The following is a 14971-nucleotide window of genomic DNA, read 5'->3' as shown; positions in this document are numbered from 1 at the left end:
AAAAGGTAAGCTACTAAGAGCGAATGGTGGATGCCTTGACTGGTAAAGGCGATGAAGGACGTACTAGACTGCGATAAGCTACGGGGAGCTGTCAAGAAGCTTTGATCCGTAGATTTCCGAATGGGGCAACCCAATGTATAGAGATATACATTACCTATATAGGAGCGAACGAGGGGAATTGAAACATCTTAGTACCCTCAGGAAAAGAAATCAATAGAGATTGCGTCAGTAGCGGCGAGCGAAAGCGCAAGAGGGCAAACCCAGTGCTTGCACTGGGGGTTGTAGGACTGCAATGTGCAAGAGCTGAGTTTAGCAGAACATTCTGGAAAGTATAGCCATAGAGGGTGATAGTCCCGTATGCGAAAAACAAAGCTTAGCTAGCAGTATCCTGAGTAGGGCGGGACACGAGGAATCCTGTCTGAATCCGGGTCGACCACGATCCAACCCTAAATACTAATACCAGATCGATAGTGCACAAGTACCGTGAGGGAAAGGTGAAAAGAACTGAGGTGATCAGAGTGAAATAGAACCTGAAACCATTTGCTTACAATCATTCAGAGCACTATGTAGCAATACAGTGTGATGGACTGCCTTTTGCATAATGAGCCTGCGAGTTGTGGTGTCTGGCAAGGTTAAGCAAACGCGAAGCCGTAGCGAAAGCGAGTCTGAATAGGGCGCTTAGTCAGATGCTGCAGACCCGAAACGAAGTGATCTATCCATGAGCAAGTTGAAGCTAGTGTAAGAACTAGTGGAGGACTGAACCCATAGGCGTTGAAAAGCCCCGGGATGACTTGTGGATAGGGGTGAAAGGCCAATCAAACTTCGTGATAGCTGGTTCTCTCCGAAATATATTTAGGTATAGCGTTGTGTCGTAATATAAGGGGGTAGAGCACTGAATGGGCTAGGGCATACACCAATGTACCAAACCCTATCAAACTCCGAATACCTTATATGTAATCACAGCAGTCAGGCGGCGAGTGATAAAATCCGTCGTCAAGAGGGAAACAACCCAGACTACCAGCTAAGGTCCCTAAATCTTACTTAAGTGGAAAACGATGTGAAGTTACTTAAACAACCAGGAGGTTGGCTTAGAAGCAGCCATCCTTTAAAGAAAGCGTAATAGCTCACTGGTCTAGTGATTTTGCGCGGAAAATATAACGGGGCTAAAGTAAGTACCGAAGCTGTAGACTTGCACACAACTTAGATTATTTAAGTTTAGAATATAAAAAACTAAGTTATATGTTTTAAGTTATATTTTTACTGATTTTTATAGAGTAAAGATAGAAATAAAACTTAGTAAAATCAGTAAAAATATTCTTGGTTTAAAGTTTAAGTAGTTTAAGTTGTGTGCAAGTGGTAGGAGAGCGTTCTACTTGCGTCGAAGGTATACCGGTAAGGAGTGCTGGAGCGAATAGAAGTGAGCATGCAGGCATGAGTAGCGATAATTAATGTGAGAATCATTAACGCCGTAAACCCAAGGTTTCCTACGCGATGCTCGTCATCGTAGGGTTAGTCGGGTCCTAAGTCGAGTCCGAAAGGGGTAGACGATGGCAAATTGGTTAATATTCCAATACCAACATTAGTGTGCGATGGAAGGACGCTTAGGGCTAAGGGGGCTAGCGGATGGAAGTGCTAGTCTAAGGTTGTAGGAGCTTATACAGGCAAATCCGTATAAGAACACTCCGAGAACTGAAAGGCTTTTTGAAGTCTTCGGATGGATAGAAGAACCCCTGATGCCGTCGAGCCAAGAAAAGTTTCTAAGTTTAGCTAATGTTGCCCGTACCGTAAACCGACACAGGTGGGTGGGATGAGTATTCTAAGGCGCGTGGAAGAACTCTCTTTAAGGAACTCTGCAAAATAGCACCGTATCTTCGGTATAAGGTGTGGTTAGCTTCGTACTAGGATTTACTCCGAAAGCGAAGAAACTTACAACAAAGAGTCCCTCCCGACTGTTTACCAAAAACACAGCACTCTGCTAACTCGTAAGAGGATGTATAGGGTGTGACGCCTGCCCGGTGCTCGAAGGTTAATTGATGGGGTTAGCATTAGCGAAGCTCTTGATCGAAGCCCGAGTAAACGGCGGCCGTAACTATAACGGTCCTAAGGTAGCGAAATTCCTTGTCGGTTAAATACCGACCTGCATGAATGGCGTAACGAGATGGGAGCTGTCTCAAAGAGGGATCCAGTGAAATTGTAGTGGAGGTGAAAATTCCTCCTACCCGCGGCAAGACGGAAAGACCCCGTGGACCTTTACTACAGCTTGACACTGCTACTTGGATAAGAATGTGCAGGATAGGTGGGAGGCTTTGAGTATATGACGCCAGTTGTATATGAGCCGTTGTTGAGATACCACTCTTTCTTATTTGGGTAGCTAACCAGCTTGAGTTATCCTCAAGTGGGACAATGTCTGGTGGGTAGTTTGACTGGGGCGGTCGCCTCCCAAATAATAACGGAGGCTTACAAAGGTTGGCTCAGAACGGTTGGAAATCGTTCGTAGAGTATAAAGGTATAAGCCAGCTTAACTGCAAGACATACAAGTCAAGCAGAGACGAAAGTCGGTCTTAGTGATCCGGTGGTTCTGTGTGGAAGGGCCATCGCTCAAAGGATAAAAGGTACCCCGGGGATAACAGGCTGATCTCCCCCAAGAGCTCACATCGACGGGGAGGTTTGGCACCTCGATGTCGGCTCATCGCATCCTGGGGCTGGAGCAGGTCCCAAGGGTATGGCTGTTCGCCATTTAAAGCGGTACGCGAGCTGGGTTCAGAACGTCGTGAGACAGTTCGGTCCCTATCTGCCGTGGGCGTAAGAAGATTGAAGAGATTTGACCCTAGTACGAGAGGACCGGGTTGAACAAACCACTGGTGTAGCTGTTGTTCTGCCAAGAGCATCGCAGCGTAGCTAAGTTTGGAAAGGATAAACGCTGAAAGCATCTAAGCGTGAAGCCAACTCTAAGATGAATCTTCTCTAAGCTCTCTAGAAGACTACTAGTTTGATAGGCTGGGTGTGTAATGGATGAAAGTCCTTTAGCTGACCAGTACTAATAGAGCGTTTGGCTTATCTTTAATAAAGCATCACTTCCTTGTTAAGGTTTTTAAGAAAGCTTTGAATGTTTTATATGAAATGTTTATATAAACATTATGTTTTTAAGCTAATAAAATCTTTCAAGTAAAGTTTGTATTAGAACTTGCTCTTAACATTGTTTTTTAAGTATTCTATATAAAAACTTATCAAAGATAAAAGATAAGTAAAGAAGAAAGAGAATAAAGAAAAAAAAGTAAAGAAATAAAAGATTAAGCTTTATTTTTTAAATTCAATCTTTCAAAGAATATTTAAATAACAATGTCCGTGATTATACAGATGTGGAAACGCCTTGCTCCATCCCGAACCAAGAAGCTAAGCACATCGTGGGTGATGATACTACGCCTTACTGGCAGGGGGAAAGTAGCTCATTGCGGACTTGTTAAATGTCTTCATTACTTACTTTATATATAAATCCTATGTTTATTTTTATTGTTGTTTTAGATGACACTTAGAATTGTGTTTAAAAAAGAGTTTGTTGCTGTTTAGGGTTTTTAAGAGAATAGGGTGTTTTTAGGAGTTTGGAAAGTTTAATATATTTGTATGGATTGTATAATAAATTAAATTTTATTCACACATTCTTTAAAGACTTTTCCACGCTCTACGTAAGAGTTGAACTGATCTAAACTTGCGCAAGCGGGACTTAAAAGAGCCACTTCATTGACTCTTAAGTGATTTGAAATTTCATTTACAGCTTTAGATAAAACTTCACATTTATAGGCTTTCAAATTCGCTTTTTTTGCATAATCAAGCATTTTTTCGGTACTAATACCTATAGCATAGAGTTCTATGTTAAAATTTTTCATAAAATCAAATAAATTGCTAAGATCTACACCCTTATCATCTCCCCCTATGATAAGATGGATTTTTTTATCTTTATAGCGACTAAGTGCAGCCATTACAGCACTTTCATTTGTAGCTTTAGTGTCATTTACCCAAAGCCTATTTTGACTGTCTTTTAGCTCTTCGAGTTTATTTTTTTCCATTACAAAGCTATTTAAAAGCTCATAGCTTAAAGTATCAAGTAGAATTTTTTCTATAGCTAAAGCCATGATAGCATCGAGTAAAAAAGGACTTTTAAAGGAAATTTTTTCCGTATCAATGCCAAATTTAACAGCTAGATCTTTTTCATCTTCATAGCTTATTTTATGAGCTTTTGTTGGAGTATTTGCATAAATTTTAGGCAGTATTGCTATATCACATTCATTCATTCTTTTTAAAACGCTTAGCTTATCTTGAACATAATTATCAAAACTTCCATGCCAAGAAAGATGATCAGGACTTATAGGTAAAAGTGCATAAATTTCAGGTTTAGCTTTATGAGTGTAGTATAGGGTGAAAGATGAAGTTTCAAGTATCCAAAGTTTTGCATAAGGATCAAGCTCTGCTAAAGGAGTTCCAACATTTCCACCCATAACAGCACCAATGTGTGATAATAAATGTGTAGCCATTTGAGTGGTAGTGGTTTTGCCATTGGTTCCGCTTATCCAAACGGATTTTGGCATGACATCGTAAAAAAAGTCATATTCGCTTTGTAAATTTTTTGCTTTTTGAATGAGTTTGTGCTTTGGTGGAAAACCTGGACTAGGAATTTCAATATCGCTTAAATTATCATCAAAATCATTAGGATTTAAAAGTAAATTTCCTAGTGTATCTTTTTTTGTTTCTGTAAAATGATCATCATAGATATCAAAAGGCCCAAATTTATCTACCAAATTTTCAGCAATAGCGCGCGTGGTTTTTCCGTATCCAAAAAGTGAAATTTTCATTATCTTAGCTTTATTGATGCAAGTGCAAGTAAATTTGAAAGTAAGGCTATCATCCAAAAACGCACTATAATTTTATTTTCTACCCAGCCAACTTTTTCAAAATGATGATGAATAGGTGCCATTTTAAATACTCTTTTATTAAAAATTTTAAAACTTCCAACTTGTAAAATTACAGAAACAGTTTCAAGAACAAAAACAAAACCTATGAGTAAAAGTAAAATTTCATTTTTGCTAATGATAGCTAAAAATCCTATGAATCCACCTAAAGCTAAACTTCCACTATCTCCCATAAAAACTTGCGCAGGATAACAGTTGTACCATAAAAATCCCATTAAAGCACCGATTAATGCAGCACAAATAATCACCACTTCGCCCAAACCTTGAATTTTTGGCAAAAGTAAATATTCACTATAATTTAAATTTCCGCTCAAATATAAGAATATCCCTAAAGTAGATAAAGAAAAAATACTTGGAACTGTAGCTAAGCCATCAAGTCCATCGGTTAAATTTACAGCATTAGAGCTAGAAATTAAAACCAAAATCCAAAAAGCAATGGCAAAAATTTCCATATCAAAAAGAGGATGTTTGTAAAAAGGTATAAAAAGTTCTGTGCTAAGTTCTGAACTAAAATATAAAGGCAAGATACAAATAAGTCCTGTGATGATTTGCGCTAAAAGCTTCATTCTTGGACTAAGTCCTGAATGATTATCTTTTTTTAGAACTTTGCCTAAATCATCTACGAGTCCTATCAAACAAAAAAGTATCAAACAAAGCAAAGCACTTATAGCAAAAATATTATCAAATTTGATACAAAATAAACTTGCGATTACTGCAGAACTGATGAAAATAAGCCCACCCATGGTTGGAGTATGGCATTTGGTTTTATGAGTTTCTGGGGCGTATTCGTAAATAGGTTGACTAGCATTTTTAGCTTTTGCCCAAGTAATAAATTTAGGCATTAAAAATAAAGACAAACATAAAGCGATAAAAAAAGCAAATCCTGCACGCACACTAATATAAGTAAAAAAAGCATAATGACTTAAATCTGAAAGATAATACAAAACCTAGCCTTCTTTTTGGTTTTTAAAAGTTTAATTTTAGTAAAATCTAACCAAAAAAATTCTTATAAAAGAGAGAAAAATGAAGCAAAAATGCGTTTTAATTATTACAGATGGAATAGGGTATAATAAAAATAGTAAGTTTAATGCTTTTGAAGCAGCTAAAAAACCAAGTTATGAAAAGCTTTTTAAGGAGGTCCCAAATTCTTTACTAAAAACGAGTGGTTTGGCTGTAGGTTTGCCAGAAGGGCAAATGGGAAATAGCGAAGTAGGGCATATGTGTATAGGAAGTGGGCGTGTTATTTATCAAAATTTAGTGCGTATTAATAAAGCCATTGAAAACAAAGAGCTTGAAAAAAATGAGAATTTACAAAAACTTTTAGCAAAATGTAAAAGAGTACATATTATAGGGCTTTATAGTGATGGCGGGGTGCATTCTATGGATACGCATTTTAAAGCCATGCTTGAAATTTGTGCGAAAAATGGCAATGAAGTTTTTGTTCACGCAATCACTGATGGACGTGATGTAAGTCCAAAAAGTGGTTTAAATTTCATAAAAGATTTAAAAGAATTTTGTGAAAACTTAGGTGTGCATTTTGCTACGCTTTGTGGGCGTTTTTATGCTATGGATAGAGATAAGCGTTGGGATAGGGTAAAAGAGTATTATGAGTGTTTATTGGGTAAGGCTTATAAGGTGCCAAATTTGTTAGAATACATGCAAAAATCTTACGATGAAAATATTACTGATGAATTTATCAAAGCAGCTCAAAATGAGAATTACAAGGGCATGAGAGAAGAAGATGGCATTATCTTTATTAACTTTAGAAATGATAGAATGAAACAACTCGTTGAAGTGTTAAATTCTAAAGATTTTAAAGAGTTTGAACGCGAAAAAATCTTTGAAAATTTACTTACTATGAGTGTTTATGATGATAAATTTAAACTCCCTGTGCTTTTTGAAAAAGAAAAAATTGAAAATACTTTAGCGCAAGTGATTTCTAAAGCAGGGCTTAGTCAGCTTCATACCGCAGAAACCGAAAAATATGCCCATGTAACTTTCTTTTTTAATGGCGGAAAAGAAGAGCTTTTGGAAAATGAAACAAGGGTTTTAATCCCAAGTCCTAAGGTAAAAACCTATGATGAAAAACCCCAAATGAGTGCTTTTGAAGTGTGTAATGCAGTGAAAAAAGGTATAGAAAAGGGTGAGGATTTTATAGTGGTAAATTTTGCAAATGGAGATATGGTGGGACATACAGGCGATTTTAATGCTGCTATAAAGGCTGTTGAGGCGGTGGATACTTGTTTGGGCGAGATTGTAGAATGTGCAAAAAAGCATGATTATGCTTTTATCATTACAAGTGATCATGGAAATTGCGAAGCTATGCAAGATGAAAAAGGAAATTTGCTTACCAATCACACCACTTTTGATGTTTTTGTTTTTGTGCAAGCAAAGGGAGTTTCAAAGATTAAAGCCAATATGGGGCTGAGTAATATAGCTGCAAGCGTGCTTAAAATTTTAGACTTAGAAATTCCAAAAGAAATGAATGAGGCTTTGTTTTAGTTTGTTTGCCTTTTTTGTAAGAAATTTGTTAAGATTGCAATTTTTAAAATTAAACTTATTAAGGATAGATAATGAAATTTAGCGGAAAAAATGTTTTAATTACCGGAGCAAGTAAGGGAATAGGTGCTTCTATTGCAAAAACTTTGGCAGGTTTTGGGCTTAAAGTTTGGATCAATTATCGTTCAAAACCTGAACTTGCGGATGCTTTAAAAGATGAAATTATTGCAAGTGGTGGTGTTGCTGCTGTGATTAAATTTGATGCAAGTAAAGAAGATGAGTTTGAAAACGGTGTAAAAACCATAGTGGAGAGCGATGGAGAACTAAGTTATCTTGTAAATAATGCAGGCATTACAAATGATAAACTTGCTTTAAGAATGAAATTAGAGGACTTTAGTGGCGTTGTGGATACGAATTTAAGCTCAGCTTTTTTAGGTTGTAGAGAAGCTTTAAAAACCATGAGTAAAAAACGTTTTGGTGCTGTTGTAAATATCGCTTCTATTGTCGGAGAAATGGGCAATGCTGGACAAGTAAATTATTCTGCTAGTAAAGGTGGAATGATAGCTATGACTAAATCTTTTGCTAAAGAAGGAGCAAGTAGAAATTTACGCTTTAACTGTGTAACTCCAGGTTTCATAAAAAGCGATATGACTGAAGTTTTAAGTGATGAAATCAAACAAGCTTATCAAGATAATATTCCTTTAAAACGCTTTGCAGAACCTGAAGAAGTGGCTAATTGTGTAGCGTTTTTACTCAGTGATTATGCCTCTTATGTGACAGGCGATGTGCTTAAGATCAATGGTGGTTTATATATGTAAGGAAAAATGATGGATTTAAAAGAAATAGCACAATTTTTAGATGATAATGTACCGGCATTTTTAGCCACTTTAGGAACTTGTGGAAATCCTAGAGTGCGTCCTATACAAAGTCCATTGCTTGTGGGAGATAAAATTTATTTTTGCACAGCAAACACAAAAGGACTTTTTAAGCATATAAAAAATTATAATGGTATTGAATTTTGTTCTTGTGCAAAAGATGGGACTTTTTTAAGACTTAGGGCTAATGCGGTTTTTGAATCAAATTTAGAAGTTAAAAAAATGATGTTTGAAAAATATCCTTATCTTGTAAATCTTTATGAAACTCCGCAAAATCCAAAATTTGAAGTTTTTTATCTCGAACATTTAAGCGCTAGAATGCAATTTATGAATGGAGAATTTAAGCTTTTTAAGGCTTAATGATTTGATAATTTTATTAACTATATATTAATTAAGATAAATATTATCTTAATTAATATTAACTTTTTGTTATTTTTTTAAGGTATAATCATTCCGTTTAATTTGCAAGGAATAGATTATGATATATTGCAAAAACTTTTTAATATTTATTTTATTATATTCATCTATCTTCTTTGATTACTTATCTTATGCTTTTTTATATTTACTAAATTATAAATTTGTTTTTAATCCATTTTATATTGAAAGGAGAGTTTGTTTTTGGATTTTTGGCATGCGGTTATGTAAGATTGACTTACATTAAAAAATTATTATTAATTTTTTTTAAATAAGGAGAATGATATGGGTGAATTTTCTAGAAGAGATTTTATAAAAACAGCCTGTATTAGTGTAGGAGCTTTAGCTGCAAGTTCAAGTGGAGTTTATGCCTTAGATGATTCATCTAAGATGGATAAAGATACAAATTTACCTTCTTGCGATGTTTTGGTAATTGGATCAGGTGGAGCAGGTTTGCGTGCTGCAACCGCAGTGAGAAAAGAAAATCCAAAATTAAGCGTTGTAGTAGCTACAAAGATGATGCCATCGCGTAACGCAACTTGTATGGCAGAGGGTGGAATTAATGGAGTTACTGATTTTTCTAATGGAGATTCCTATAAATTACATGCTTATGATACTATTAAAGGCGGAGCTTATTTGGTAGATCAAGATGCGGCTTTAAAATTTTGTGAATTAGCTGGAAAGGCTATTTTTAATATGGATTTTATAGGAACCTTGTTTTCAAGAAATGAGCAAGGTGGAGTAGCTCAGCGTTTAATGGGAGGAGCTTCTAAGAAACGCTGTAATTATTCTGCAGATAAAACAGGTCATATTTTAATGCATTCTTGTTTAGATGATGCTATTAGTAGTGGTGTGAAATTTTTAATGGATCATGAACTTTTGGATATAGGTGTTGTGGATGGAAAATGCGAGGGTGTCGTTTTAAGAGATATACAAAGCGGTGGAATTTATCCTGTATTATGCAAAGCTTTGGTGATTGCTACAGGGGGATACACAAGGATATTTTATAATAGAACTTCAACTCCTTTTATTGCCACAGGAGATGGCGTGGCAGCTGCTCTTAGAGCAGGACTTGGTTTTGAAGATCCTGAGATGATACAATTTCACCCAACAGGAGTTGCAAATGGTGGAACTCTTATTACAGAAGCGGCACGCGGTGAAGGGGGATATCTTTTAAATAATTGTGGTGAGCGTTTTATGAAAAATTACCATGAAAAAATGGAGCTTGCACCGCGAGATGTGGTTGCGCGTGCTATAGAAACAGAAATTCGCGAAGGTAGAGGTTATGGCGAGGGACTTGGAGCTTATGTTTTGTGCGATGTACGCCACTTAGGAAAAGAAAAAATTTTAAAAGATTTACCAAAAATTCGTCATACTGCAATGCTTTTTGAGAATATTGATTTAGTGGATACTCCTGTACCTATCCGTCCAACGGCGCATTATTCTATGGGTGGAATTGAAGTGGCTAAATTTGAAGATATGAGTACTAAAATTGCTGGAATTTATGTAGGTGGAGAAGCTTCTTGTATTTCTATACATGGAGCTAATAGACTAGGGGGAAATTCTTTAGCCGATGCAGTTGTAACGGGGCATTTAGCAGGCATTGGTGCGACAAATTATGCCAAAGATGCAAGTTTTGGAAAAGGGGCAAAAACTCATGAACTTGCTCAAAAATGGCAGGCTAGATTTAAAGAAATTACAAATAATGGCGGAAATGGTCAAGAAATGTATGAATTGCGAGAAGAGCTAGGAAGTCAAAATTGGGATAATATGGGGATTTTTAGAACTCAAGAAAAACTCGATCTTCTAGCAAAAAATTTAGAAGATATACAAGCAAGATATGAAAAAATTCGTATTCCAAATCCTAATGAAGTGATGAATACTGCTTTTACAGATTATGTAGAGCTTGGTAATTTGATTTTACTTTCTCGCTGTGCTTGTTTAGCAGCTAGAAATAGACTTGAAAGCCGTGGAGCTCATACTAGAGAAGATTATCCAAAGCGAGATGATAAAAATTTCTTAAAACATAGCATTGTAAATTTAGAAAATGATGAATTAAAACTTAGTTATAAAGATGTCGTGGTAACTGAGTTTTCACTTGATGGAAGGAGAGTACAATGAAAATCATCATAGATCGTTTTAATGGCAAGGAAAAATATGAACAAAGTTATGATATTGATGATAAGGATATGCAAGGAAAAACTCTGCTCTCTCTTTTGCTTTTTATTAAAAAAACAAAAGATATTACTTTAAATTTTACCGCCTCTTGTCAATCTGCAATTTGTGGGGCTTGTGCAGTGTGTGTGAATGGGCATTCTTATCTTGCTTGTGATACTAAGATGCAAGATTTGTTAAAAGAATATGATAATCCTTCAAGTATACGCATTTCTCCGCTTGGAAATTTTAGAGTAATTTCTGATTTAATTGTGGATTGGGAGCCTTCTATAGAAAATTTAAGAAAAATTCGTCCTGCCATGGTGGCAAAAAATGAATTTTCAGCGGAAAAGGGCTGTAAACAAAGTCAAGAAGAATTTGATCGTATTAGCAAGCAATGGGATTGTATTTTATGTGGTAGCTGTGCCTCAGAGTGTAATAAATTAGAAGCAGATAGTAGCGATTATATGCAACCTTTTGTTTTTACTCATGCTTGGCGTGCAGCGGCAGACTCTCGAGGTAAGGATCCTATGTTGCATGTAAAACCTAGTGTAATGAATGGACTTTGGCTTTGTGTTCATTGTCAAGAGTGCGCTGATCGTTGTCCAAAGGGTATAAGTTCAGTAAGTGATATAGCAAATTTAAGAGTGATGGCGATTAAAAAAGGTTTAAATGAAGGCTTAGGGCCTGATCATGCTGAAGCTTTTTATAAAGATTTAGTTGAAGGTTCAGGACGCTTGAATGAAATTTATCTTGCTTTGCGTTCTGAGGGTGTTATAGGTTCTATGGGCAAAACAGATATAGCTTTTAAACTTATGCGTGCAGGAAAAATGAATCCTATGCATGTTTTTGGCGAGGATGAAATAGAAGGACATAAAGATTTGGTTAAAATGATAAAGGCGGCACAAGAAGCTGCTGTTAAGGAGTAAAATATGCAAAAAGAATACGCTTTTTTTCCAGGTTGTGTTTTATCTCAAGCTGCAAAAGAATCTAAAATTTCACTTGAAGCTATTGCACCTATTTTGGGTTGGAAGTTGAATGAAATTAAGGGGTGGAGTTGTTGCGGGGCTTCTCAAGCGCAGTGCGTTGATCCTATTGCGACTTTGGTGGCTAATGCAAGAAATATTGCTTTAGCAGAAGAGATGAAAATGCCAATGCTTACAACTTGTAGTACTTGTATGCTAACTTTAACTAAAGCAAAAAATACTCTTGATAAGGGTGCAAAAGAACGCATCAATACTTTTTTAGCACAAGGCGGAATGAAATATCAAGGTTCAACGCCTATTACAAGTCTTTTGTGGGAGCTTTATGAGGATTTGGATAATTTAAAAAGCAAGGTAAAAAAGCCGCTTTCAAATTTAAAAGTAGCTTTATTTTATGGTTGTCATAGTTTAAGACCTGAAGATACTTTCGGTAAAAAAGAAAGTTCAACCAATCCAAAAAGTTTTGAAAGTGTAGTAGAAGTTTTAGAGGCTAAAATAGTTCCTTTTGAAAAACGCCTTGATTGTTGTGGTTTTCATGCTTCTTATCCTGCAGAAAAATCTGTGAAAAAAATGTCTAGTCAAATTGTTAATAATGCAAGTGAAAATCAAGCCGATTGTGTTGTAACACCTTGTCCACTTTGTCAAATGCAGCTTGATATCTATCAAGAAAGATTTCAAGATTATACTAATTCTAAAGCAAGATTGCCTATTATTCATTTATCACAATTAGTAGGGCTTGCATTAGGACTTTCTAAAGAAATGGTTGGTTTAGATTATAATATTATTAATGCAAGTAAAATTGCATAAAAACATGGGCAAAAAGCCCATGTTTAAAGATTTAATTCCATTCTTAAAGAATGCTCCCAAAAAGCCACTTCCAAGCGTGTTACAGTATGAAAAATTTCGCTGAGTTTTTGGAATTTTTGTATACTAACACTTGAAGTATAAGAATTAACAAAATCTTCAAATTCTTTAGCTTCGTTTTGAAAATTTTCACTTCCATAGGTCAAAATCCATTCTTTGTAAGGATGATCTTTTAAATTTTCATTTTTTAAACGATTTATAATTTCAGCACCTATTTTTGCATAGCCTATAGCGCAAGCACTAAGAGCAACTAACATATCTAAAAAATCTCCATTTTCACCTACGCTTAACATATAACGCGAATAGGCTATATTAACTAAACTTTCATCTTTTGTATCGAGTTCATCTGCATTAATGCCAAGAGATAAAATTGCACGATGAAGTTCCATTTCTCCTTCAACTATATAATTTTGAAATTTCATAGCAAAACGAAGTTCTTTTGCAGTATTTGAGTTAAGTGCTAATCTTGCATAACATTTTGCGTAATTAAGCAAATAAATATAATCTTGCTTGAGATAAAAAAGAAAATTTTCTTGCTTTAAGCTTTTATCTTCTAATTTTTTAACAAAATCATGATGTAGATAAGCATCCCAAATTTTTTGATTTTCTTTGATTAAATTAGAGAAAAGCATCATTTTTCCTTTATGTTTTAATATTTTATTTTCAAGTATAATGAAAAACTATAAATATTTTAAGCTTTTTATAGTAAAATACGCTTTATTTTAATTTTTTGAAGGAGAACAAATGGCAACATTTGATGATGTAAAAGCAGTAGTAATAGAGCAATTAAGTATTGATGCAGATGCAGTTAAAATGGAATCAAAAATTATTGAAGATTTAGGTGCTGATTCTTTAGATGTTGTAGAGCTTATTATGGCTTTAGAAGAAAAATTTGAAGTAGAAATTCCAGATAGTGATGCTGAAAAATTAATTAAAATTGAAGATGTTGTAAATTATATTGACAATCTAAAAAAATAATTTTTTTCTTGCAAGGAGCTTATTCTTGAAAAGAGTTGTAGTTACAGGTATTGGTATGATCAATGCCCTTGGTTTAGATAAAGAAAGTTCATTTAAAGCAATTTGCAATGGAGAAAGCGGAGTAAATAAAATTACTCTTTTTGATGCCACAGACTTTCCTGTTCAAATTGCAGCTGAAGTTAAAAATTTTGATCCATTAGAGGTTGTTGATGGCAAAGAAGTAAAAAAAATTGACCGTTTCATACAACTTGGAATTAAAGCAGCAAGAGAAGCAATGCAGGATGCTGGATTTAGCGAAGAATTAGACAAAGAAGAATTTGGCATTGTTTCGGCTGCTGGTATTGGAGGTTTGCCTAACATAGAAAAAAATTCCATTATTTGTTCCGAGCGAGGTCCGCGTAAAATTTCCCCTTTTTTCATACCTTCAGCACTTGTAAATATGTTAGGAGGTTTGATTTCTATAGAGCATGGACTTAAAGGGCCAAATATTTCTTGTGTTACAGCTTGTGCAGCAGGAACCCATGCTATAGGAGAAGCTTACAAAAGTATAGCTTTAGGAAATGCCAAAAAAATGTTAGTTATAGGTGCAGAAGCCGCTATTTGTCCTGTGGGTATAGGTGGTTTTGCTTCAATGAAAGCTTTATCAACCAGAAATGAAGATCCACAGCATGCTTCAAGACCATTTGACAAAGAGAGAGATGGTTTTGTTATGGGAGAAGGTGCTGGAGCTTTAGTTTTTGAGGAATATGAAGAGGCTAAAAAACGTGGTGCTACGATTTATGCTGAATTAATTGGATTTGGAGAAAGTGCAGATGCACATCATATTACTTCACCAACTTTAGATGGACCTTTAAGAGCTATGAAAAAAGCTTTAAATATGGCAGGGAATCCAAAGGTAGATTATATCAATGCACATGGAACTTCAACTCCTGTAAATGATAAAAATGAAACAGCAGCAATTAAAGAGCTTTTTGGTAATAATATCCCACTTGTAAGTTCCACAAAAGGACAAACAGGTCATTGCTTAGGCGCTGCAGGTGCAATTGAAGCAGTTATCAGTGTTATGGCTTTAAGAGATGGGGTAGTTCCACCTACAATCAATCAGCTTGTAAAAGATGAGGAATGTGATCTTGATTATGTTCCAAATATATCAAGAAAATCAGATTTAAAAGTGGCAATGAGTAATTCTTTTGGTTTTGGTGGCACAAATGGCTGTGTTGTATTTAAAAAAGTAGATTAA

The 14971-nt window shown here is 35.4% G+C and carries 12 protein-coding genes and 2 rRNA genes; 11 read left to right on the top strand and 3 right to left on the bottom strand.

Annotated features, from left to right (window positions below; translation table 11 throughout):
• Positions 1–3: 3 nt before the first annotated feature.
• Positions 4–3062, top strand: a 23S ribosomal RNA gene (locus tag AJ936_RS02270).
• A gap of 279 nt (positions 3063–3341) precedes the next feature.
• Positions 3342–3458 (top strand): 5S ribosomal RNA (gene rrf / locus AJ936_RS02265).
• A gap of 180 nt (positions 3459–3638) precedes the next feature.
• Here the strand turns inward: rrf and murD are convergent.
• The gene (murD, locus tag AJ936_RS02260) at positions 3639–4847 is read right to left on the bottom strand and encodes a UDP-N-acetylmuramoyl-L-alanine--D-glutamate ligase (protein WP_070274015.1); all 1209 of its coding nucleotides are present in this window, start codon (positions 4845–4847) and stop codon (positions 3639–3641) included.
• Entirely contained in the window at positions 4847–5908 is a 1062-nt protein-coding gene (gene mraY / locus AJ936_RS02255) for a phospho-N-acetylmuramoyl-pentapeptide-transferase (protein WP_070252294.1), read from the bottom strand. The genes murD and mraY overlap by 1 nt, the downstream gene beginning before the upstream one ends.
• Positions 5909–5987: 79 nt before the next feature.
• Here mraY and gpmI point away from each other — a divergent pair, with 79 nt between their 5' ends.
• From gpmI to sdhE, 7 genes are all read left to right on the top strand, one after another.
• Positions 5988–7466: a 2,3-bisphosphoglycerate-independent phosphoglycerate mutase gene (gene gpmI, locus AJ936_RS02250; protein ID WP_002871168.1), complete on the top strand. Its 1479-nt coding sequence runs from the start codon at positions 5988–5990 to the stop codon at positions 7464–7466.
• Positions 7450–7548 (top strand): hypothetical protein, encoded by a 99-nt coding sequence (locus AJ936_RS10690; RefSeq protein WP_032599243.1) that lies wholly within the window; start codon positions 7450–7452, stop codon positions 7546–7548. The genes gpmI and AJ936_RS10690 overlap by 17 nt, the downstream gene beginning before the upstream one ends.
• Positions 7538–8281: a 3-oxoacyl-ACP reductase FabG gene (gene fabG, locus AJ936_RS02240; RefSeq protein WP_002861187.1), complete on the top strand. Its 744-nt coding sequence runs from the start codon at positions 7538–7540 to the stop codon at positions 8279–8281. The genes AJ936_RS10690 and fabG overlap by 11 nt, the downstream gene beginning before the upstream one ends.
• Positions 8282–8287: 6 nt before the next feature.
• On the top strand, positions 8288–8698 hold the full coding sequence (locus tag AJ936_RS02235) for a pyridoxamine 5'-phosphate oxidase family protein (RefSeq protein ID WP_079728974.1): 411 nt from the start codon (positions 8288–8290) through the stop codon (positions 8696–8698).
• Between the two features lie 339 nt (positions 8699–9037).
• Positions 9038–10873, top strand: a complete 1836-nt coding sequence (gene sdhA, locus AJ936_RS02230) for an 8-methylmenaquinol:fumarate reductase flavoprotein subunit (protein WP_070274014.1) — start codon at positions 9038–9040, stop codon at positions 10871–10873.
• Positions 10870–11835 (top strand): 8-methylmenaquinol:fumarate reductase iron-sulfur subunit, encoded by a 966-nt coding sequence (gene sdhB, locus AJ936_RS02225; RefSeq protein WP_070274013.1) that lies wholly within the window; start codon positions 10870–10872, stop codon positions 11833–11835. The genes sdhA and sdhB overlap by 4 nt, the downstream gene beginning before the upstream one ends.
• Before the next feature lie 3 nt (positions 11836–11838).
• Positions 11839–12696, top strand: a complete 858-nt coding sequence (sdhE, locus tag AJ936_RS02220) for an 8-methylmenaquinol:fumarate reductase membrane anchor subunit (RefSeq protein WP_070274012.1) — start codon at positions 11839–11841, stop codon at positions 12694–12696.
• Between the two features lie 23 nt (positions 12697–12719).
• Here the strand turns inward: sdhE and tenA are convergent, their stop codons facing one another.
• Positions 12720–13388 carry a thiaminase II gene (tenA, locus tag AJ936_RS02215; protein WP_079861678.1) on the bottom strand — a complete coding sequence of 223 codons (669 nt, stop codon included), beginning with the start codon at positions 13386–13388 and terminating at the stop codon, positions 12720–12722.
• 109 nt (positions 13389–13497) lie between these two features.
• Between tenA and acpP the strand changes: the two genes are divergently transcribed.
• Both acpP and AJ936_RS02205 read left to right on the top strand, forming a co-directional pair.
• The gene (acpP, locus tag AJ936_RS02210; RefSeq protein WP_002871173.1) at positions 13498–13731 is read left to right on the top strand and encodes an acyl carrier protein; all 234 of its coding nucleotides are present in this window, start codon (positions 13498–13500) and stop codon (positions 13729–13731) included.
• 25 nt (positions 13732–13756) lie between these two features.
• Positions 13757–14971 (top strand): beta-ketoacyl-ACP synthase II, encoded by a 1215-nt coding sequence (locus tag AJ936_RS02205; protein WP_070274010.1) that lies wholly within the window; start codon positions 13757–13759, stop codon positions 14969–14971.

The organism is Campylobacter sp. BCW_6877 (assembly GCF_001762445.1).
GTDB lineage: Bacteria > Campylobacterota > Campylobacteria > Campylobacterales > Campylobacteraceae > Campylobacter_D > Campylobacter_D jejuni.
This window is presented reverse-complemented; position numbering and strand designations above follow the sequence as displayed.